We start from the raw sequence: 22020 nt of genomic DNA, 5'->3' as shown, positions 1-22020 counted from the left end.
GACGGACGCGACAAGACGAGGATCAGCAGATGAAGATCGCGATCACCGGGTCCATCGCCACCGACCATCTCATGACGTTCGACGGCCGGTTCACCGACCAACTGATCGCCGCCAAGCTGGAGACCCTGTCACTCTCCTTCGCCGTCGACGATCTGGAGGTGCGCCGGGGCGGGGTGGCGGCGAACATCTGCTTCGGCCTGGGCACCCTCGGCCTGAACCCGCTCCTGGTAGGCGCGGCCGGCCACGACTTCGAGCCCTACCGGTCCTGGCTGGACCGGCACGGCGTGGACACGACCGGGGTACGGATCAGCGCCACCCGCCGAACGGCCCGCTTCGTGTGCACCACCGACCGCGCACACAACCAGATCGGCTCGTTCTACGCGGGCGCCATGGCCGAGGCCCGGCACATCGACCTCGCCGCCATCGGCGACCGGGCCGGGGGCCTGGACCTGGTGATGATCTCGCCCGACGACCCGGCGGCAATGGTCCGGCACACCCGTCAGTGCGCCGAGGCGGGCATCGTCTTCATCGCCGACCCCTCACAGCAGCTCGCCCGCATGACCCGGGACGACGCCCGCGCCCTGCTGGCCGGACCCAGGTACCTGATCACGAATGAATACGAGAGCGTGCTGATCCAGGAGCTCACCGGCTGGACCGAACAGCAGATACTCGGCCGGGTCGGCACCTGGGTCACCACCCGCGGCGCCGACAGCGTGCACCTGCGCCAGGCCTGCCGGCTCAGCCTCGACGTCAAGTCGGTGCCGGCCGCCGGACCCCTGGAGCCGACCGGCGCCGGCGACGCCTTCCGGGCGGGCTTCCTCGCCGCCCTCTCCCGCGGCCTGCCCGAGGAGCGGGCCGCCCAACTCGGCGCCGCCATGGCCACCACGGCGCTGGAGACGGTCGGCACCCAGACCTACGTGCTGCAGCCGGCCCGCCTCACCGCGATGATCCGCGACACCTACGGCGTCGCCGCGGCCGAAGAACTCTCCGCGCACCTGGCGGTCCTGCGGTGACGGCCACGGACCGCCCCGGCGCGCTGCGGCAAGCGCTCGCCTCCAGGGTGGTGGTCGCGGACGGTGCGATGGGCACGATGCTCCAGGAACACGACCCCACGCTGGAGGACTTCCAGCAGCTGGAGGGGTGCAACGAAGTCCTGAACGCCACCCGCCCGGACATCGTCCGCTCGGTGCACGAGGAGTATTTCGCCGCGGGCGTGGACTGCGTCGAGACCAACACCTTCGGCGCCAACCACTCGGCATTGGGCGAGTACGACATCACCGACCTCATCCACGAGCTGTCCGAGTACGGCGCCCGCATCGCCCGCGAGGCGGCGGATTCCTTCACCGCGAAGGACGGCCGGCTGCGCTGGGTGCTGGGCTCCATGGGCCCCGGCACCAAGCTGCCGACCCTGGGCCACACCCCGTATGCCACGCTGCGTGACGGCTATCAGCAGAACGCCGAGGGCCTGATCGCGGGCGGCGCCGACGCGCTGCTCGTCGAGACCACGCAGGACCTGCTGCAGACCAAGGCCGGGCTGCTCGGCGCCCGGCGGGCATTGGACGCCCTCGGCGTCGACCTGCCGCTGCTCTGCTCGCTTGCCTTCGAGACCACCGGCACGATGCTGCTGGGCTCGGAGATCGGCGCGGCGCTGACCGCGCTGGAACCGCTGGGCATCGACCTGATCGGGCTCAACTGCTCCACCGGGCCCGCCGAGATGAGCGAGCACCTGCGCTATCTGGCGCGGCACTCGCAGACTCCGCTGGTGTGTATGCCGAATGCGGGCCTGCCGGTGCTGACCTCCGACGGCGCGTACTTCCCGCTGACGGCCCCGGAGTTGGCGGACTATCTGGAGAAGTTCGTACGGGACTACGGGCTGTCGCTGGTCGGCGGTTGCTGCGGTACTACGCCGGAGCACATGCGGCAGCTCGTGGAGCGGATGAACGGCCTCACTCCGGTGGAGCGGGAGCCGCGGCCAGAGGCGGGTGCGGCGTCGCTCTATCAGACGGTGCCTTTCCGCCAGGACACGTCGTATCTGGCGATCGGGGAGCGGACGAACGCGAACGGGTCGAAGAAGTTCCGTGAGGCCATGCTGGAGGGCCGGTGGGACGACTGTGTGGAGATGGCGCGGGATCAGATCCGTGAGGGCGCGCACATGCTGGATCTGTGCGTCGACTACGTGGGCCGGGATGGCGTCACGGACATGAATGAGCTGGCGGGGCGCTTCGCCACCGCCTCCACGCTGCCGATCGTGCTGGACTCGACCGAGGTGCCGGTGATCCAGGCCGGGCTGGAGAAGCTCGGCGGCCGGGCGGTGATCAACTCGGTCAACTACGAGGACGGGGACGGTCCTGAGTCCCGTTTCGCGAAGGTCACCAAGCTGGCGCAGGAGCACGGCGCTGCGCTGATCGCTTTGACCATCGATGAGGAGGGGCAGGCCCGTACGGTCGAGCACAAGGTCGCCATCGCGCAGCGGCTGATCGCGGACCTGACCGGGAACTGGGGCATCAACGAGTCGGACATCCTGATCGACTGCCTGACCTTTACGATCTGCACGGGTCAGGAGGAGTCCCGTAAGGACGGGATCGCGACGATCGAGGCGATCCGGCAGCTGAAGAAGCGGCACCCGGACGTGCAGACCACTCTCGGCCTGTCGAACATCTCCTTCGGCCTGAACCCGGCCGCCCGCATCGTGCTGAACTCCGTGTTCCTGGACGAGTGCGTCAAGGCTGGCCTGGACTCGGCGATCGTGCACGCCTCGAAGATCCTGCCGATCGCCCGTTTCGATGAGGAGCAGGTCACCGCCGCCCTCGACCTGATCTACGACCGGCGCAGCGAGGGTTACGACCCGCTGCAGAAGCTGATGGAGCTGTTCGAGGGCGCCACCGCCAAGTCCCTCAAGGCTGGCAAGGCTGAGGAGTTGGCCGCACTGCCGCTCGATGAGCGGCTGCAGCAACGGATCATCGACGGCGAGAAGAACGGCCTCGAAGCCGACCTGGACGAGGCGCTGCAGGCCCGCAAGGCGCTGGACATCGTCAACGACACGCTCCTGGAGGGCATGAAGGTCGTCGGCGAGCTCTTCGGCTCGGGACAGATGCAGCTGCCGTTCGTGCTGCAGTCCGCCGAGGTGATGAAGACCGCCGTGGCCCATCTCGAACCGCACATGGAGAAGTCCGACACCGAGGGCAAGGGCACCATCGTGCTCGCCACGGTCCGCGGCGACGTGCATGACATCGGCAAGAACCTGGTCGACATCATCCTGTCCAACAACGGCTACAACGTCGTCAACCTCGGCATCAAGCAGCCGGTCTCCGCCATCCTGGACGCCGCCGAGGAGTGCGCCGCCGACGTGATCGGCATGTCCGGGCTGCTGGTGAAGTCCACGGTGATCATGAAGGAGAACCTGGAGGAGCTCAACCAGCGCAAGCTGGCCGCCGACTTCCCGGTCATCCTCGGCGGCGCCGCCCTGACCCGCGCCTACGTCGAGCAGGACCTGCACGAGATCTACGAGGGCGAGGTCCGCTACGCCCGCGATGCCTTCGAGGGCCTGCGGCTGATGGACGCGCTGATCGCCGTCAAACGCGGCGTCCCCGGCGCCACGCTGCCCGAGCTCAAGCAGCGCCGGGTCAAGGCGGCCGCGAACACCGCCGTCGCCGAGCGCCCGGTCGACGAGGGCCAGGTACGCTCGGACGTCGCGACCGACAATCCGATCCCCACCCCGCCGTTCTGGGGCACCCGGGTCTCCAAGGGCATCCAGCTCAAGGACTACGCGTCCTGGCTGGACGAGGGCGCGCTGTTCAAGGGCCAGTGGGGGCTGAAGCAGGCCCGCAAGGGCGGCCCCACGTACGAGGAGCTTGTGGAGACCGAGGGCCGGCCGCGGCTGCGCGGCCTGCTCGACCGGCTGCAGTCGGACAACCTCCTCGAGGCCGCCGTCGTGTACGGCTACTTCCCCTGTGTCTCCAAGGGCGATGACCTGATCCTGCTGCACGAGGACGGCACCGAGCGCACCCGCTTCACCTTCCCCCGTCAGCGACGCGGCCGCCGACTGTGCCTGGCGGACTTCTTCCGCCCCGAGGAGTCGGGGGAGACCGACGTGATCGGGCTGCAGGTCGTCACCGTCGGCTCGCGCGTCGGCGAGGAGACCGCGAAGCTCTTCGAGTCGAACTCCTACCGCGACTACCTCGAACTCCACGGCCTCTCCGTCCAGCTCGCCGAGGCCCTGGCCGAGTACTGGCACGCCCGCGTCCGCTCCGAACTCGGCTATGCCGGCGAGGACCCGGACGAGATGCAGGGCATGTTCGACCTCAAATACCGCGGCGCACGCTTCTCCCTCGGCTACGGCGCCTGCCCCGACCTGGAGGACCGCGCCAAGATCGCCGCCCTGCTGGAACCGGAACGTATCGGCGTCAAGCTGTCCGAGGAGTTCCAGCTCCACCCGGAACAGTCCACCGACGCCATCGTCATCCACCACCCGGAAGCGAAGTACTTCAACGCGGGAGGACGCGGATGAGCCTGCGTCGCGAAGGCGGTGGACCCACCTTCTCCTTCGAATTCTTCCCGCCCAAGACGCCGAAGGGCGAGCGCACCCTGTGGGACACGATCCGGCGCGTGGAAGCGCTGCGCCCGGACTTCGTCTCCGTCACGTACGGCGCCGGCGGCTCCTCGCGTGAGCGTACGGTCGCCGTCACCCGCCGGATCGCCGCCGAGACGACCCTGCGGCCGGTCGCCCACCTCACCGCGGTCGGTCACTCCGCGGACGAGCTGCGGCACATCATCGGGCAGTACGCCGACGCCGGCATCCGCGACGTCCTCGTCGTACGCGGTGACCCGCCGGGCGACCCGAAGGGGACGTGGACACCCCACCCCCAGGGCTTCACCTACGCCTACGAGCTGGTCCAACTCGTCCGTACCCTCGGCGACTTCACCATCGGCGTCGCGGCCTTCCCCGAGCGGCACCCCCGGTCGCCGGACTGGGACAGCGACATCCGGCACTTCGTCGCCAAGTGCAAGGCGGGCGCCGACTACGCGATCACGCAGATGTTCTTCGATGCCGAGGACTATCTGCGGCTACGGGACCGGGTGGCGGCCGCCGGCTGTGACACCCCGATCATCCCGGAGATCATGCCGGCCACCGACGTGCGGCAGATCCGGCGCTTCGCCGAACTCTCCGACGCCGCCTTCCCCGCCGACCTGGCCCGCCGCCTCGACGCCGTCCGCGACGATCCGGCCGCGGGTCACCGCATCGGTGTCGACTACGCCACCGCCATGGCCCGCCGGCTCCTCGACGAGGGCGCCCCCGGCCTGCACTACATCACCCTCAACCGCTCTTCGGCGGCGCTCGACATCCACCAGACGGTCCTCGCGGACCACGACCACCTCACGTACCAGACCTCAGGGAGCTCTTAGTGCCAGCTGTACCACCGGCGGACGCCACCGACTTCAAGGTCGTCGATCTGTCCCTCGCCGACTTCGGACGCAAAGAGATCGCGCTTGCCGAGCACGAGATGCCGGGCCTGATCGCGCTGCGCGAGAAGTTCGCCGGCAAGCAGGTCCTCAAGGGCGCCAGGATCACCGGCTCGCTGCACATGACCGTACAGACGGCGGTGCTGATCGAGACGCTGGTCGCGCTCGGCGCCCAGGTCCGCTGGGCGTCCTGCAACATCTTCTCCACCCAGGACCATGCCGCCGCGGCCGTGGCGGTCGGACCCGAGGGCACCGCCGAGGCGCCGGCGGGTATCCCGGTGTTCGCCTGGAAGGGCGAGAGCCTGGAGGAGTACTGGTGGTGCACCGAGCAGGCGCTCACCTGGCCCGGGGTGCCCTCCGGCGGGCCGAACATGCTCCTCGACGACGGTGGCGACGCCACCCTGCTGCTGCACATGGGCGTCGAGTTCGAGAAGGCGGGGGAGGTCCCTGAGCCCGGCGCGGACGACGGCGATGAGTTCCGGCAGATCCTTGCCGTGCTCGGCCGCACGCTGCGCGAACAGCCCACCAAGTGGACCGACGCGGCGGCGGACATCCGCGGCGTCACCGAGGAGACCACCACCGGCGTGCACCGGCTGTACGAGCTCGCCCACGCCGGCCGGCTGCTGTTCCCCGCGATCAACGTGAACGACGCGGTGACGAAGTCGAAGTTCGACAACAGGTACGGCTGCCGGCACTCCCTCGTCGACGGCATCAACCGCGCCACGGACACGCTGATCGGCGGCAAGACCGCGGTCGTCTGCGGCTACGGCGACGTCGGCAAAGGCTGCGCGGAGTCGCTGCGCGGCCAGGGCGCCCGGGTCATCGTCACCGAGATCGACCCGATCTGCGCGCTGCAGGCGGCGATGGACGGCTACCAGGTCGCCACGCTCGACGAGGTCGTGGAGACCGCCGACATCTTCATCACCGCGACGGGCAACCGGGACGTCATCCTGGCCTCTGACATGGCGCGGATGAAGCACCAGGCGATCGTCGGGAACATCGGCCACTTCGACAACGAGATCGACATGGCCGGCCTCGCGGAGCTGCCCGGCGCGGTCAGAGACGAGCTCAAGCCGCAGGTGCACACCTGGACCTTCGAGGACGGCAAGAAGATCATCGTGCTCTCCGAGGGCCGCCTGCTGAACCTCGGCAACGCCACCGGCCATCCGTCCTTCGTGATGTCCAACTCCTTCGCCAACCAGACCCTCGCCCAGATCGAGCTGTTCACCAAGCCGGAGCAGTACACCACCGGCGTCCACCTGCTGCCCAAGCACCTGGACGAGCGGGTGGCCCGGGTCCACCTCGCGTCGCTCGGGGTCAGCCTCACGACGCTGCGGCCCGAGCAGGCCGCGTACATCGGGGTCCCCGTCGACGGTCCGTACAAGCCCGACCACTACCGCTATTGACCCGCCACTACCCGACTGAGGCGCCATGACCGACTCGCGCACCGCACCACGACGGCCCCGGACGGCATCCATCACGCGGGCCAGGACCGGCCTGACCGAGCAGCAGAAGCGGCGGCAGCGGCGGTACGTCGCCGCCATGACCGTGCGCACCAGCTGCGTCGTCGTGATGGCCTGCACCTGGGAGCGCTGGCCGGTGCTCGCGGTGTGTGCCCTCGTCGGTGGGGTGCTGATCCCGTTCGTCGCCGTCGTGGCCGCGCAGGCTTGGTGGCCGCGCGGCCGGGGCGTACGACCGGCCGTCGCCCGCGCGAGCGAGGAGCCGGCCGGCAGGGCTCCACTGGAGCCGAGCCTGATCCTGCCCGCGGACCGGAAGGCCGCTTGACGGCCGTCCGCCGCAAGCGCCGCTTTAGCGGCGCCACGCACCCTGGCAGGGGACCTTTCCATCCTGGCGGGCTCGCAGGCCCGCCAGGCCATCCGTCGAGGAGCACTCGCCATGATGACTCGCACCTTCGGGCAGGCTGCACACGCCGCGGGCCTGCGCGACTGGCTGACCGCCCGCCTGGCGCTCTATCTGGACCGGCGGGAGGAGTCTCTCGACCACCACACCCCGCTGGCCGAGTACGGCATGGACTCGGTCGCGGCGCTCAGCCTGTGCGGTGACCTGGAGGAGGAGCACGACCTGATCGTCGACGTGACCCTGGTGTGGGACCACCCGACGATCTCCGACCTCGTCGCCTACCTGGCCCCCCGCCTGGCCGCGGGCCAGGCAGGGGGGCAGTGAGACCCGCTACCCGGAATGCGTGAGTTGGCGGGCCCGGACCCGGGCCCGCTTCTCCGCGTTCAGCACGTCGTCCAGGGTCAGTTCGGCACCGCCGACGGCGGCCACCTGCTCCTGGACCACTCTGCGTACGGTGGCGACGATCTCGGGGAACGGCAGCCGGCCGTCGAGGAACGCCGCCACGCACTCCTCGTTCGCGGCATTGAACACCGCCGGCGCCACGCCGCCGGCCTCGCCGGCGAACCGGGCCAGTGCGACCGCCGGGAAGGCCTCCTCGTCCAGCGGGAAGAACGTCCACGCCGCCGACTGCGTCCAATCGCAGGCGGGCGCCGCATCCGGCACCCGCTCCGGCCAGCCGAGCCCGAGCGAGATGGGCAGGCGCATGTCCGGCGGGCTGACCTGGGCAAGGGTGGAGCCGTCGGTGAACTCCACCATGGAGTGCACCACCGACTGCGGATGCACGACCACATCGATCCGGTCGAAGGGCATGCCGAAGAGCAGATGGGCCTCGATGACCTCGAGGCCCTTGTTCATCAGGCTCGCCGAGTTCACCGTCACCATCGGCCCCATGTCCCAGGTCGGGTGCGCGAGGGCCTGTTCGGGCGTCACCGTGGCCAGGTCGGCGCGGCTGCGGCCGCGGAACGGGCCGCCGCTCGCGGTCAGGATCAGCCGCCGCACCTCGGCGTCGCGGCCGCCGCTCAGACACTGATAGATCGCCGCGTGCTCTGAGTCCACCGGCACGATCTGCCCCGGCCGGGCCACCTGCCGTACCAGCGGGCCGCCGGCGACGAGGGACTCCTTGTTCGCCAGGGCGAGGATGGCGCCCGACTCCAGGGCCGCCAGCGTCGGCGCGAGGCCGATGGAGCCGGTGATGCCGTTCAGGACGACGTCGCAGCGCGTGCCCGCCAGGGCGGTCGCGGCATCAGGGCCGGAGAGGATCCGGGGGAGCGGGCGGACTCCGTACCGGTCGGCGAGCAGCTGGCGCAGCACCGGTGCGGCCTCGGTACGGGCAACGGCGACGGTGGGCACGTCGAGTTCGCGTGCCTGGTCGGCCAGGAGGTCGAGCCGGCCGGCGCCGGCGGCCAGTCCCAGCACGCGGAACCGGCCGGGGGAGCGGCGTATGACATCGATGGCCTGGGTGCCGATCGAACCGGTGGAACCGAGGATCACGACCTCGCGCGGCCCCAGCCGGTCGGTGGGCGTGGACAGGCGCGGGTCGGCGAGCGCGGCCGGGGTGGCCACGGCCGTTGTGGGGGCGGTCATCTCACGCGGTGACGGGGCTGCCGGCGACCACGGGGTGGTCGCTCTCCAGCGGGCCGTGAGCCGCGGCTCCGCCGGGGGAGCCCACCGACTCGAAGATCTCGATGTTCGCGGGGGTGTACGCGCTCCACTCGTCCGGGACATCGTCCTCGTAGAAGATCGCCTCGACGGGGCAGACCGGCTCGCAGGCGCCGCAGTCGACGCATTCGTCCGGGTGGATGTAGAGCATCCGCGGACCCTCGTAGATGCAGTCGACCGGGCACTCGTCGATGCAGGCCTTGTCCTTCAGGTCGATGCAGGGCTGCGTGATGATGTAGGTCACGGACGGCTCCTCCTCGATGCGGGTTCGTGCGGATGGACGGTCCAGGTGTCGCCGCCGGCGAGGAGCGCGGCGAGGTCGCCCTTGCCCTTTTGTTCGACGGCGGCTTCGAGCTGGTCGGCCATGTCGGTGTCGTAGACGGGGCGGTCGACCGAGCGCAGGACGCCGATGGGGGTGTGGTGCAGGGTGTCGGGGTCGGCCAGGCGGGACAGGGCGAAGGCGGTGGTGGGGGACGGCGAGTGGGCGTCGTGGACGAGGATCTGGGACTGGTTGTCCTCGGTGACGTCGACGATCTTCAGGTCGCCGGTGGTGGTGTCGCGGACGACGCCCTTGGCGCCGTCGGTGCCGAAGCGGATCTGCTCGCCGTGTTCCAGGCGGATCACGGCTTCCTCGGCCTGCTGCTTGTCCTTGAGGACTTCGAAGGCGCCGTCGTTGAAGATGTTGCAGTTCTGGTAGATCTCCACCAGCGCCGTGCCCGGGTGGGCGGCGGCCTGGCGCAGCACCTCGGTCAGGTGCTTGCGGTCGGAGTCGACCGTACGGGCCACGAAGGAGGCCTCGGCGCCGATGGCGAGGGAGACCGGGTTGAAGGGGGCGTCGAGGGAGCCCATCGGCGTCGACTTTGTGATCTTGCCGACCTCGGAGGTGGGGGAGTACTGGCCCTTGGTGAGCCCGTAGATCCGGTTGTTGAAGAGCAGGATCTTCAGGTTCACATTGCGGCGCAGCGCGTGGATCAGGTGGTTGCCGCCGATGGACAGCGCGTCGCCGTCGCCGGTGACGACCCAGACGGAGAGGTCGCGGCGGGAGGCGGCGAGGCCGGTGGCGATGGCCGGGGCGCGGCCGTGGATGGAGTGCATCCCGTAGGTGTTCATGTAGTACGGGAAGCGGGAGGAGCAGCCGATGCCGGAGACGAAGACGACGTTCTCCTTCGCGAGACCGAGCGAAGGCATGAAGCCCTGGACGGCGGCGAGGACGGCATAGTCGCCACAGCCGGGGCACCAGCGGACTTCCTGGTCGGTCTTGAAGTCCTTCATCGTCTGCGGGGCGTTGGACTTCGGCACAAGTGTGAGGGCTTCAGTGAGCATGGAGTACCTCCCGGATCGCGTCGGTGAGCTGTCCGGCCTTGAACGGCAGTCCGCGGACCTGCGTGAACGACAGGGCATCGACCACGTACTTGGCCCGGATCAGCATCGCCAGCTGCCCGAGGTTCATCTCCGGTATCAGCACGTGCTCATAGCGCTTGAGGACCTGGCCGAGGTTGGCCGGGAAGGGGTTGAGGTTGCGCAGATGGGCCTGCGCGATCTTCTCCCCGGCGCCGCGGACGCGGCGGACGGCGGCGGTGATCGGCCCGTACGTGGAACCCCAGCCCAGGACCAGGACCTTCGCCTCGCCGTCCGGGTCGTCGACCTCGATGTCCGGGACGTCGATGCCGTCGATCTTGGCCTGCCGGGTGCGGACCATGAGTTCGTGATTGCCCGGGGCGTACGAGATATTGCCCGACCCGTCGGCCTTCTCGATGCCGCCGATGCGGTGTTCCAGCCCCGGGGTGCCAGGGATCGCCCACGGCCGGGCGAGAGTTTCGGGGTCCCTCTTGTACGGCCAGAAGGTCTTGCTGCCGTCGTCGAGGGTGTGGTTCGGCTGGGTGGCGAACTGCACGCGCAGATCAGGTAGTTCCCCTATCTCCGGGACCCGCCACGGCTCGGAGCCGTTGGCCAGGTAGCCGTCGGAGAGCAGCAGCACCGGCGTGCGGTATGTCAGCGCGATCCGGGCCGCATCCAGCGCCGCGGTAAAGCAATCCGAGGGGGTGCAGGGCGCGATGATGGGGACCGGGGCTTCGCCGTTGCGGCCGAACATCGCCTGCAGCAGGTCCGCCTGCTCGGTCTTGGTCGGCAGCCCGGTCGAAGGCCCGCCGCGCTGAATGTCGAGCACCAGCAGCGGCAGCTCCATCGAGACGGCCAGGCCGATGGTCTCGGACTTCAGCGCAACCCCCGGCCCTGAGGTGGCGGTCACGCCGAGCGAGCCGCCGAAAGCCGCGCCCAGCGCCGCCCCTATGGCGGCGATCTCGTCCTCCGCCTGGAAGGTGCGGACGCCGAAGTTCTTGTGCTTGGACAGCTCGTGCAGGATGTCCGACGCCGGCGTGATCGGATACGAGCCCAGAAACAGCGGCAGGTCCGCCTGCTGAGATGCCGCGATCAGCCCACCGGCCAGTGCGAGATTCCCCGTGATATTCCGGTACGTCCCGGCGGGGAAGGCGTGCGTGGCCGGCGCGATCTCGTACGAGACGGCGAAGTCCTCGGTGGTCTCGCCGAAGTTCCAGCCGGCCCGGTAGGCGGCGATGTTCGCCTCGGCGATGTCCGGCTTCTTCGCGAACTTCGTCCGCAGGAAGTTCTCGGTGCCCTCGGTGGGCCGGTGATACATCCAGGACAGCAGGCCCAGCGCGAACATGTTCTTCGACCGGTCCGCGTCCTTACGCGAAAGGCCGAACTCCTTGAGCGCCTCGACCGTCAGCGTCCCCAGCGGCACCGGATGCACGCTGTAGCCGTCCAGGGAGCCGTCCTCCAGCGGGGAGGCCTCGTACCCGACCTTGGACAGCGCGCGCTTGGTGAACTCGTCGGTGTTGACGATGATCTCCGCGCCGCGCGGCACATCCGGCAGATTCGCCTTCAGGGCCGCCGGGTTCATCGCGACCAGCACGTTCGGCGCATCGCCCGGCGTGAGGATGTCGTGGTCCGCGAAATGCAGCTGGAAGGACGAGACACCCGGCAGGGTGCCCGCGGGCGCCCGGATCTCGGCGGGGAAGTTCGGCAGCGTCGACAAGTCATTGCCGAAAGACGCCGTCTCCGACGTGAAGCGGTCACCCGTCAGCTGCATGCCGTCACCGGAGTCACCCGCGAACCGGATGATCACCCGGTCCAGGCGTGTGACTGTCTTGGTCCCAACGCCCACCACGGGCTCCTCTCGACGGGGGTTCCTGGTTTCGCGTCACCCGCCCGGCCATTCGACCCAGGCCGCCTTGTGAAGGGCTAAAGCGGCCAGATCCTTCAGGACTGCTTAAGCCGGCGTCCCTAGCGTCGGGCAGCATGCCGACCGACGTGCGGGTCCACCATCCGGTGGCAGAGATGGTGGGCCGGGAACTTGACCTGATCGCGGTGCAGGGCCGACTGCGCGACCCGGCGGTCCGGGTGACCACGCTCACCGGCGCCGGCGGGGTGGGCAAGAGCCGGCTGGCCGCAGAGGCCGCCCGCTCGGCCGCCGAGGTCTTCCCGGGCGGTGTCCGCATCGTCGACGTGCCCGCCTTCGCCGGCCCCGAGGCGGCGGTAGAGGGCGTGCGTTCGGCTACGGACGGCGACATCACGGACGGCCGTACGCTGCTCGTCCTCGACGGCATCGAGCACCTGGCCGCCGAGCTCGCCGCCGAGGTCGCCGGCCGGCTCAACGCCCATCCCGCGCTCACCGTCCTGGCAACCGGCCAGGAGGCGCTCGGGATCTACGGCGAACGGGTCATCCCCGTCGCGCCGCTGCCGCCGCCCGGCCCGCTGCTCGAACCCGATATCGCCGATGTCCAGGACAACCCCGCGGTCGAGCTGTTCACCCGCCGCGCCCACGAGGTGAATCCCGAGTTCTCGCTCACCGCCGAGAACGTCGAGGACGTGGTGGGCGTGTGCAATCTGCTCGAGGGCGTGCCGCTCGTCATCGAACTCGCTGCCCGGCGGCTGCGCCTCTTCCCGCTGCGCGAGGTGCTCGCCTGGCTGCACCGCGGCGGCGACAGCCACCTGGCGGGGCCGGTCGACATGCCGCCCCGGCAGCGCTCCACCTGCGCCATCGCCGAGTGGAGCTGCCACGGGCTGGGCGCCGGGCCGCGCGCCGTGCTCGCCCGGCTCGCGCTCTTCGAGGACGGTGCCACCCTGGAGTCGGCCGAGAAGCTCTCCGGCCTCGAAGCGGGCGAGACCGCCGCGGCCTTCGAAGTTCTCCTCGACCGGAATCTGATCAGCCTGGCGGAGCGCCCGCGCGGCGAGGCGAGGCTGACCATGTCCCGTACGATCCGCGCCTACGGCCTCGCCTTGCTGGCGGAGGCCGGGGAGCAGGATGCCGCCGCCGCCCGGCAGGCCCACGCCCAGCACTATCAAAAGCTGCTGCGCACCCTGGAAGGGCGTTTTCACGGCGCCGAGCAGCAGCGCTGGCTGCGGGTGGCCGCGGACGAACACGGCAATACCGCCGCCGCGCTACGGCAGTTGAAGGACGCGGCCGATCCCCTCGGCCGGGCCGCCCTGCTCACCGCCTGCCTACGGCCCTGGCTGGTGCGCGGCGAACTGCGCGAGGGCTTGCGCTGGGCCGATGGCACCGGTCAGGAACTGCAGCTGGACGACGGTGAGGCGAACGAGGAGTCGCTGCGCGCGCGGGGCCTGCTGTACATGGCCGCCGGCGCGTTCGCGGCCGCGCTCGGTGACCACGACGGGGCCGCGCACCGCTACCGGCGTGCCGTCGCCCAGTTCAAGCGGCTGCGCGACGCCCGGCACGGCGCGCTCGCCTCGGCCCGGATGGGGCTGGCCCTCTTCCACTGCGGGGACCGGGCCGTCGGCCAGTCGCTGCTGGCCGCGGCCCGCGGCACCCTCGACGCGCAGGGCGATACCGCCGGGTCCGCCGAGACCGCCGCGGCCCTCGCCGAAGTCCTGCTGGCCGGGGGGCAGACGGAGGAGGCGGACACCTTGGTGACGCGCGCCGAGCGGATCCAGCGGCAGAACGGCGAGATCCGCGATCTCGCCCGTACCCTCGCCCTCCGGGCCCGGCTCGCCCAGCACGCGGGCGACGAGGCCGCCACCCAGGCCGCGCTGCGCGAGTGCCTCACGCTGTACGACTCCATCGGCGAGCGCACCGAACTGCCCGACGCGCTGGACGCGTTCGCTCTGTTCATTCAGGGCAGGGCAGGCCAACCGCAGCGCGCGGCCCGGCTGTTCGCCGCCGCGGAGGCGCTGCGCCGCCGTACCGGCGCCAAGGTCACCGGCGAGCGCGGGGACCGGGTCGAGGCCGCCGTCGCCGAACTGCGCCGGCAGCTCGGCTGGACCGTATTCGCCACCGCCTGGGTCGAAGGGCTGCGGCTGCCGCCCGAGTCGATGGCCGCCGAGGCGCTCGGAGCGGTCGACCGAGGCCGCAGCGCGGAGCGCAGTGAGGCCGCGGCGCTCACTCCGCGGCAGCTGCAGGTCGCCCTGCTCGTCGCCGAGGGCATGACCAACCGGCAGATCGCCCAGCGCCTGAAGATCGCCGAGTGGACGGTGGTCAACCACGTCCGCAACGTGATGCGCAGGCTCGACTGCAGCTCCCGGGTCCAGGTGGCCTGGGCCGTCGGCAGGAGGCACTGATGCCGCGGGCCAAGGAGGGCGGCAGCTCCCCGGTGGTCGACGGCGGCGTCCCGTTCGCCGACCTGCTGGCCGCCGTCCACCCGCCCGCCGATCGCGCCCGCGACTTCTACGCCGACGGGAGCTGGCGGGCCCAGACCGTGCTGCACGACGTGTACCGGGGCGCGGCCATTCACCCGCACCGCGCCGCGGTCGTCGCGCACCGCGCCCACCAGCCGGCTCCCGCCCGCATCGTCCGCGTCTCGTACGGTCAGCTGGCCTCCTACACCGAACGGTTCGCCTACGCCCTCGACGCGCTCGGCATCGGCCCCGGCGACCCCGTCGCCTTTCAGCTGCCGGACCGCTGGGAGACCTGCGCGCTGCTGCTCGCCTGCCTGCGCACCGGCGCCGTCGCCGTACCCGTGATGACCGGGTACGGGGCCCGCGACCTCAAGGCCGCACTCGAAGCCGCGCAGCCGCGGGTATGCGTCGTACCCGACCGCTGGGAGGGGATCGCGCCGGCGGAGATCGTCGCCGATCTCGCGCCCGCGCTGCCCTGGCTGCGCCACCGCGTGGTGCTCGGCGACGCGGCGGCCACCGGCGCGGTCAGCTTCGTACGGCACTTCGTCCGCACCCCGCACGAGCGCCACCACCACACCGCCGGCCGGCTGCCCCTGCAGGCCGACATCGCCGACCGCATCACCGTGATCCTGACCACCCTCGGGCTGCACGGCTCGCACCACATGGCGCTGCACTCGCTCAACACGCTCCACGCCGGCGTCGACAGGGCCGCCGACGGCGCGGGCTACAGCGCGCTGCCGCTGCCCGCGCCGGCCTCGCTGCTGCACACCCTCCTTGCGCCGCTCGCCCGCGGCGCGGCGGCGGTGCTGCAGGACGTATGGGACGCGGACGCGGCGCTCGAGGTGATGGCGGCGTCCGGGGCCCGCACCGCGCTTGCCACCCCGGCGCAGTGGGCGGAGCTCGCGGCCGCACAGCGGCAACAGCCCCGCGCTCTTACGTCGCTCCGGCAGGCCATCAGCTCCGACCCCGCGGGGGCGGCCACCGGGCTCGTACGGGAGATCCAGGAAGCGCTGCGGGTGCCGCTCACCGCGCTCTCCGGTCCGGCGACGGGGGAGGGGAACGAGCCCGGCGGGGACGGCCGTCCGCGGGTGCGCGGCCCGGCTTCGCCGCTCGCCGTCTGGCGGCGGGAGAGCGGCGGCCTGCGGCCGACCTGGCGGTACGAGGGCCCGTCCGGCCCCGGCGACTTCGCGGGCCTGGCCGCCGGCGGCCGGCCCGCACCAGCGGCGCCGGTGCAGGAGATCGGCGGGGTGTTCCTGGTCCCCGTCACCGAGGTCGAGGAGCAGCTGATGAAGCACCCGGCGATCGCCGAGGCGGCCGTGGTCGCGTGCACCGACCCCGAGCACGGCGAACTCGCCTGCGTCGTGGTGGTCCCCAGCGGTGATCCACCGACCCTGACCGAGCTGCGCGGCCATCTCCTCGACGCCGGCACCGCCCCCGCCCATCTGCCCGGCCGCCTCGAGCTGATGGGCGCCCTGCCGCGCACCGATTCCGGCACGGTCCGGCGCGGCGAGCTGCGGCGCCTGCTCGGCAGCCGCCTGTCAGCGCTTTAGCAGGACGCATTGCGCCACTGCCTACCCTGAATTCGAAGTTTCCGGGAAACACCAAAAGGGGCCGCCCCCTCCATGGGATCTTCAGAGGGGGCGGCCGGTCGTTTTCGGGAGTGGGATGCGCGCCGATGGTGGCGCGCGCTGTCTTCGTATCGGCGGCGATTCGCTGCCTTGGTCTGGACTCATAGCACCGCTACGGATGGCTCGCCGGCGCGGTCCGCCTCCGGCATGGATTCCACGATCTTCAGTGCCTCCTCGATGAGCGTCTCGACGATCTTCGACTCGGGCACCGTCCTGATCGGCTCGCCCTTGATGAAGATCTGTCCCTTGCCGTTGCCGGAGGCGACGCCGAGGTCCGCCTCCCGCGCCTCGCCGGGGCCGTTGACCACGCAGCCCATGACGGCCACCCGCAGCGGGGCGTCCAGACCGTCAAGGCCCGCGGTGACCTCGTCCGCCAGCTTCCACACGTCCACCTGGGCCCGGCCGCAGCCGGGGCAGGAGACGATCTCCAGGCCGCGCTCCCGGAGCCCCAGCGACTCCAGGATCTGCAGGCCGACCTTGACCTCTTCCACCGGCGGCGTGGACAGCGACACCCGGATGGTGTCGCCGATGCCCTCGCTGAGCAGCGCCCCGAACGCCACCGACGACTTGATGGTGCCCTGGAACGCCGGGCCCGCCTCGGTGACGCCGAGGTGCAGCGGATAGTCGCACTGGGCGGCCAGCTGCCGGTACGCCTCGATCATCACGACCGGGTCGTTGTGCTTGACCGAGATCTTGATGTCCCGGAACCCGTGCTCCTCGAACAGCGAGCACTCCCACAGCGCCGATTCCACCAGCGCCTCCGGCGTCGCCTTGCCGTACTTCTCCAGCAGGCGCTTGTCGAGGGAGCCGGCGTTGACGCCGATCCTGATGGGGGTGCCCGCGGCGGACGCCGCCTTGGCGATCTCCTTGACCTGGTCGTCGAACTTCTTGATGTTGCCCGGGTTGACGCGGACCGCGGCGCAGCCCGCGTCGATGGCGGCGAACACGTACTTCGGCTGGAAGTGAATGTCCGCGATCACGGGGATCGCCGACTTCTTCGCGATCTGCGGCAGCGCCGCGGCATCGTCCTGCGACGGGCACGCCACCCGTACGATCTGGCAGCCCGCCGCGGTGAGCTCGGCGATCTGCTGCAGCGTGGCGTCCACGTCGGAGGTGACCGTGGTGGTCATCGACTGTACGGACACGGGCGCATCGCCGCCGACGGGCACGTCGCCGACCATGATCTGACGGGACTGCCGGCGGGCCGCCACCGGTTTGGGCGGCAAGGACGGGTTGCCGAGCATGACGGACATAGAATTCCTCCTGCTTTTGTCGCCTTGGCAAACAGCCGGACGGTGTGCGCCGCGAGGGTAGGTCAGGCCGCCTGTGTGGCCCTGAAACGCCTGGACTGCCGCCCGAGCACCTCGGTGACCTGCAGTGCGATATCACCCGGCGTCAGCCCGAGAGCCCGGAGGATGTCAGCGCGCTTGCCGTGGTCGAGGAAGCGCTGCTCGATGCCGAACGAACGCTGCGGGGTGTCCACCCCGGCCGCGCGCAGCTCCTGCGAGATCTGCGCACCCACGCCGCCGGTCAGCCCGTTGTCCTCGACCGTGACGACCAGCCGGTGCCGGGCGGCGAGCCGCGCGAGCGCCGGGGAGAGCGGCTTGACCCAGCGCGGGTCCACGACCGTGCAGCCGACCTTGTCCGCCTCGAGCAGCGACGCCGCGTCCAGGGAAGTCTGCGCCATCGCGCCGATCGCGACGATCAGCACGTCCTCGCTCTCGCCGCGGTGCAGGATGTCGATGCCGCCGACGGTGTCCACGGCGTCGATGTCGGCCTGCACAGGACCCTTGGGGAAACGCACCGCGGTCGGCCCGTCGTCGACCGCGATGGCCTCCCCGAACAGCTCGGCCAGCCGCCGGCCGTCGCGCGGCGCGGCCAGCCGCAGGCCGGGCACGATCTGCAGGATCGACATGTCCCACATGCCGTTGTGGCTGGCCCCGTCGTCGCCGGTGACGCCGGCCCGGTCCAGGACGAAGGTGACCGGGAGCTTGTGCAGCGCCACATCCATCAGGGCCTGGTCGAACGCCCGGTTGAGGAACGTCGCGTACATCGCCACCACGGGGTGCTTGCCGCCCATGGCGAGCCCGGCCGCGGACGTGACCGCGTGCTGCTCGGCGATGCCCGTGTCGAAGGTTCGCTCCGGGAACGCCTCGGAGAACGGCAGCAGCCCGGTGGGCTCCAGCATGGCCGCGGTGATGGCCACCAGGTCCTCCCGCTCGCCGCCGGCCTTGACCAGCTCCTGGCTGAACACCGAGGTCCAGGTCCGCGCCGGCTTCGCCGCCGCCTTGCCGCGGCCGGTGCGCGGGTCGAAGGCGCCGGTGGCGTGGAAGCGGTCGAGTTCGTGGCTCTCGGCGGGCTCGTAGCCGGCGCCCTTGGTGGTGATGGTGTGCACCAGGACCGGACCGCCGTAGTGCCGGGCGCGCTCCAGGGCGCGCTCCAGGGCGACGGTGTCGTGCCCGTCGACCGGGCCGATGTACTTCAGGCCCAGGCCGTCGAAGAGGTTCTGCGGCGCCACCATGTCCTTCAGGCCGTGCTTGGCGCCGTGCAGCCCCTCGTACAGCCGTCCGCCCACCACCGGAGTGCTGGCGACGAGCTTGCCCCACTCCAGGAACCGCTCGTAGCGGTGCGAGGTGCGCAGCTTGGTCAGCTGCTCGGCGAGGCCGCCGATGGTCGGGGCGTACGAGCGGCCGTTGTCGTTCGCCACGATGATGACGGACCGGTCCTTCGCGGCCGCGATGTTGTTGATCGCCTCCCAGCACATGCCGCCGGTGAGCGCGCCGTCGCCGATGACCGCGACCACGCTGCGGTCGCTCTCGCCGTTCAGCTGGTGGGCCTTGGCGAGCCCGTCGGCGTAGCTCAGTGCGGTGGAGGCGTGCGAGTTCTCCACCCAGTCGTGCTCGGACTCCGCCCGCGACGGATAGCCGGAAAGACCGCCGGCCTGGCGCAGCGTGTCGAACTCGTCCGCGCGGCCGGTGACCAGCTTGTGTACGTAACTCTGGTGGCCGGTGTCCCAGATGATCTGGTCCCGCGGCGAGTCGAAGACCCGGTGCAGGGCGAGCGTCAGCTCGACCACGCCGAGGTTCGGGCCCAGGTGCCCGCCGGTCGCGGAGACCTTGCGCACGAGGGTGTCGCGGATCTGCTGGGACAACTCCGCCAGCTGGCCGTGGCTCAGCCGCCTCAGATCCTTCGGCGTGTGCACGCCGGCCAGCAGCGTGCCCAGCTCCTCCTCCCGCGCCCGGTGGCCCGCGGCAGGTATGAAACGGATCTCGGCCCCCGGCTCCAGACCGATCTCTGGCCCGGTGCGCCGCGGATCACAGGCGATCAGCACGTTGTAGTGGTTCGGGAAGTGGGATGCGTCCCAGCCGAGGATGGTGCCGATGCGGGCACCGCCGATCCACACCTCGTCGCCGCGGTCGAGGACACCGCCGCCGGCGATCTCGACGAACCCGAGGAAGCCGACCCGGTCGACGGTGCCGCCCGGGGCGGTGTCCACCTGGTCGGTGGTCACCAGCTCGTGGATCTCGCCCTGCTGGACGCCGCGGCTGGTGTGCGGCTCCAGGACCATGCCGCGGTCGTCGCGGCTGTGCTTGAGGACCTTCACGACGGTGCCGGCGATGCTCTTCTTGCGGCCGTTCTCTGCGTGCGCCATGACTGTTCTACTCCTTGGAAAGAAAGGAAAGCGGGGGAGAAGGGAAGGGGCTTCAGCTGACCGCGGTGGTGCGCTCGGACGCGTACACCTGGCCGACCAGCTCGAGGGTGGCCAGGCCGTCCGGCCAGTGCCGGCGCTCGCCGCGCAGCACTTCGCCGAACTCGCGGAGGACACCGGCGTATTCGTGGGCGAGGGAGGACTTGAAGACCGGGTAGCCGGCCAGCATGTCGGCGCCGATGACGCGGCCGTCGGCGAGCTCCACTTCGATGTCCTTGCGCTCGCCCTCGTCGTACGCCCAGTCCAGGTCCACCACGGCCTCGGTGCCGTCCGCGGTCGACAGGGTGATCCGCGCCTGCCGGTCGACGCCGGCGTTGTCCCGTACGACCGTGGCGTCGGTGAGGGTGACATCGCCCAGGAAGAGGTGCACCAGGTCGATGGCGTTGGGGCCGTTGTCGGCGACCGCGCCGCCGCCGCAGCGGGCGGGGTCGAGATACCAGCGGTCCTTGCCGACGTGCTCCTCGATCAGCTCCCAGTAGCGCACCGTCAGCCGCACCGGCGGGACCTCCGTGCGGAGTTCGGCCAGCAGCCGCAGCACGTTGGCGTTGTAGCGGCGGTGGTAGGCGGTGAACAGGGGCACGTTACGGGCGGTGGCCAGAGCGCGCAGCTCGCGGCCCTCTTCCACGGTGATGCCGAGCGGCTTCTCGACGCAGACGGCGACGCCGGCGGCGAGCGCGTCGCGGACGACCTCGAAGTGCACATCGTTGGGTACGTTGACGACGACCGCGTCCAGGTCCGTGTCGGCCAGCATTTCGCGGTGGTCGCGGTAGACCGGCAGGCGGCCTCGCAGCGGGGCGAGCACCTCCTCGTTGACGTCGCAGACGGCGGCCAGTTCGATGTCTCTCACCTCTGTGGCGAGGGCCTGCAGATAGAAGCGGGAGATGACACCGAGGCCGATGACGCCGACCCTGATCGGCTTGCGGGTACTCATCGGTTTCCTCCGACGGGGGTGGGTACGGACAGCTGAAGGCCGGCGGCGACCTGCTCGAGCTCGCCGAACAGGGCCGCGGACAGGGGTACTCCGTGCGACAGCGCCTCACGGGCGTGCTGCGCCTCCGGCCAGCCCGGATAGCGCACGGGGCGGTCCGGGTCGACGGCGCGGGCGTTGAGCAGCGCGCCGAACAGCTCCTCGGACTGCATCAGGAAATCCGAGTGGGCGCGCAGCCGGCCGGGGGCGATGGCCAGGGCGAAGAAGCCGATGTTGTCGTCCCGCCCGGACTCGGAGGTGGGACCGGTCTCGGCGCCCGGCAGCAGGGCGGCAAGGGTCTCCACCATCAGGCTGAGCGCATAGCCCTTGAACGACCCGGTCTCCGGCCGGCCGCCCAGCCACTGCAGGTGAGCCTCGCCCCGGTCGAACGCGGCCGGGTCGGTCACCGGGTTGCCGGCGTCGTCGGCCAGCCACCCCTCGGGGATCGTGCGGCCGTCCCGGGCGGCGACCCGTATCCGGCCGGTCGGCACCACCGTGGTGGACATGTCCAGGACGTACGGCGGATAGTCGCCGACCGGCACCGCGACGGAGAACGGGTTGGTGCCCAGCAGCGGATCCACCGCGCCCGGCGGCCGGATGATGCGCTGGCCGCCGCAGTTGCTCGCGATGAAGCCGATGGCGCCCTGGGCGGCGGCGTGCCCGGTGAAGTGCCCGGCGACCCCGAAGTGGGTGCCGTTGTACAGCGACACCAGGCCGACGCCGTAGGTCTCGGCGCGCTCCAGCGCAAGATCCATGGAGGCGCGGGCGGACCACAGGCCGAGCGCGTTGTGGGAGTCGACCAGCACGGCCGCACCCCGGTCGGCGACGATCTCGAGATCGGCGTCCGGGTCGGCGCGCCGCTCGTCGAACAGCGGCAGGTACAGGCGGGTCAGGTTGGCCAGACCGTGCGAGGTGATGCCGGTCAGGTCGCCGTGGACGAGGGCCCGCGCCGCGGCCTCGGCCCGGTCGGGGGCGAGCCCGCGTTTGGTGAAGACCTCGGCGGTGAAGCCGAGCAGGTCGTGGTAGTCGAGCCGCACGGTGCCTACGGCGGGTGCGGTGGTGGTGGCAGTAGTCATCGCTTTCCT

16 protein-coding genes are annotated in these 22020 nt (G+C 70.9%); 8 read left to right on the top strand and 8 right to left on the bottom strand.

The features are described 5' to 3' along the window. Positions 1-29: 29 nt before the first annotated feature. From ACNNMR_RS02240 to ACNNMR_RS02215, 6 genes are all read left to right on the top strand, one after another. Positions 30-1013, top strand: coding sequence for a carbohydrate kinase family protein (locus ACNNMR_RS02240; RefSeq protein WP_419992769.1), 984 nt, complete (start codon positions 30-32; stop codon positions 1011-1013). Continuing rightward, on the top strand, positions 1010-4507 hold the full coding sequence (gene metH, locus ACNNMR_RS02235; RefSeq protein ID WP_419992768.1) for a methionine synthase: 3498 nt from the start codon (positions 1010-1012) through the stop codon (positions 4505-4507). The genes ACNNMR_RS02240 and metH overlap by 4 nt, the downstream gene beginning before the upstream one ends. Then, complete coding sequence (gene metF / locus ACNNMR_RS02230) at positions 4504-5403, top strand: methylenetetrahydrofolate reductase [NAD(P)H] (RefSeq protein ID WP_419992767.1); 900 nt, start codon at positions 4504-4506, stop codon at positions 5401-5403. Before metH ends, metF begins: the two co-directional genes overlap by 4 nt. Then, complete coding sequence (gene ahcY / locus ACNNMR_RS02225; RefSeq protein ID WP_419992766.1) at positions 5403-6866, top strand: adenosylhomocysteinase; 1464 nt, start codon at positions 5403-5405, stop codon at positions 6864-6866. The genes metF and ahcY overlap by 1 nt, the downstream gene beginning before the upstream one ends. A gap of 25 nt (positions 6867-6891) precedes the next feature. Then, positions 6892-7245: a DUF3099 domain-containing protein gene (locus tag ACNNMR_RS02220; RefSeq protein WP_419992765.1), complete on the top strand. Its 354-nt coding sequence runs from the start codon at positions 6892-6894 to the stop codon at positions 7243-7245. Positions 7246-7356: 111 nt separating this feature from the next. Beyond that, complete coding sequence (locus ACNNMR_RS02215) at positions 7357-7644, top strand: acyl carrier protein (protein ID WP_419992764.1); 288 nt, start codon at positions 7357-7359, stop codon at positions 7642-7644. Positions 7645-7650: 6 nt separating this feature from the next. On the opposite strand, the gene dxr is transcribed toward ACNNMR_RS02215, so the two are convergent. From dxr to ACNNMR_RS02195, 4 genes are read right to left on the bottom strand one after another with little or no spacing between them, the layout of a single operon-like run. Continuing rightward, entirely contained in the window at positions 7651-8904 is a 1254-nt protein-coding gene (gene dxr, locus ACNNMR_RS02210) for a 1-deoxy-D-xylulose-5-phosphate reductoisomerase (RefSeq protein ID WP_419992763.1), read from the bottom strand. A 1-nt stretch (position 8905) separates the two neighbouring features. Next, entirely contained in the window at positions 8906-9223 is a 318-nt protein-coding gene (gene fdxA, locus ACNNMR_RS02205; RefSeq protein ID WP_419992762.1) for a ferredoxin, read from the bottom strand. Then, positions 9220-10302 carry a 2-oxoacid:ferredoxin oxidoreductase subunit beta gene (locus tag ACNNMR_RS02200; RefSeq protein WP_419992761.1) on the bottom strand — a complete coding sequence of 361 codons (1083 nt, stop codon included), beginning with the start codon at positions 10300-10302 and terminating at the stop codon, positions 9220-9222. The genes fdxA and ACNNMR_RS02200 overlap by 4 nt, the downstream gene beginning before the upstream one ends. Then, positions 10292-12166 carry a 2-oxoacid:acceptor oxidoreductase subunit alpha gene (locus ACNNMR_RS02195; RefSeq protein ID WP_419992760.1) on the bottom strand — a complete coding sequence of 625 codons (1875 nt, stop codon included), beginning with the start codon at positions 12164-12166 and terminating at the stop codon, positions 10292-10294. The genes ACNNMR_RS02200 and ACNNMR_RS02195 overlap by 11 nt, the downstream gene beginning before the upstream one ends. A 131-nt stretch (positions 12167-12297) precedes the next feature. Here ACNNMR_RS02195 and ACNNMR_RS02190 point away from each other — a divergent pair, with 131 nt between their 5' ends. Next, the gene (locus tag ACNNMR_RS02190) at positions 12298-14574 is read left to right on the top strand and encodes an ATP-binding protein (RefSeq protein ID WP_419992759.1); all 2277 of its coding nucleotides are present in this window, start codon (positions 12298-12300) and stop codon (positions 14572-14574) included. Further along, positions 14574-16181, top strand: coding sequence for an AMP-binding protein (locus ACNNMR_RS02185; RefSeq protein ID WP_419992758.1), 1608 nt, complete (start codon positions 14574-14576; stop codon positions 16179-16181). The genes ACNNMR_RS02190 and ACNNMR_RS02185 overlap by 1 nt, the downstream gene beginning before the upstream one ends. A gap of 179 nt (positions 16182-16360) precedes the next feature. On the opposite strand, the gene ispG is transcribed toward ACNNMR_RS02185, so the two are convergent. From ispG to ACNNMR_RS02165, 4 genes are all read right to left on the bottom strand, one after another. Continuing rightward, positions 16361-17512, bottom strand: coding sequence for a flavodoxin-dependent (E)-4-hydroxy-3-methylbut-2-enyl-diphosphate synthase (ispG, locus tag ACNNMR_RS02180; RefSeq protein ID WP_419992757.1), 1152 nt, complete (start codon positions 17510-17512; stop codon positions 16361-16363). 62 nt (positions 17513-17574) lie between these two features. After that, the gene (gene dxs / locus ACNNMR_RS02175; protein WP_419992756.1) at positions 17575-19911 is read right to left on the bottom strand and encodes a 1-deoxy-D-xylulose-5-phosphate synthase; all 2337 of its coding nucleotides are present in this window, start codon (positions 19909-19911) and stop codon (positions 17575-17577) included. Positions 19912-19963: 52 nt separating this feature from the next. Then, positions 19964-20899 (bottom strand): Gfo/Idh/MocA family protein, encoded by a 936-nt coding sequence (locus tag ACNNMR_RS02170; protein ID WP_419992755.1) that lies wholly within the window; start codon positions 20897-20899, stop codon positions 19964-19966. Then, on the bottom strand, positions 20896-22011 hold the full coding sequence (locus tag ACNNMR_RS02165; protein ID WP_419992754.1) for an Ldh family oxidoreductase: 1116 nt from the start codon (positions 22009-22011) through the stop codon (positions 20896-20898). The genes ACNNMR_RS02170 and ACNNMR_RS02165 overlap by 4 nt, the downstream gene beginning before the upstream one ends. Positions 22012-22020 lie beyond the last annotated feature (9 nt).

Origin of the sequence: Streptomyces boninensis, from assembly GCF_048572725.1 — a bacterium.
Classification (GTDB): Bacteria; Actinomycetota; Actinomycetes; order Streptomycetales; family Streptomycetaceae; genus Streptomyces; species Streptomyces boninensis.
The sequence above is the reverse complement of the archived record's forward strand: the minus strand, read 5'-3'. Positions and strand labels throughout refer to the sequence as shown.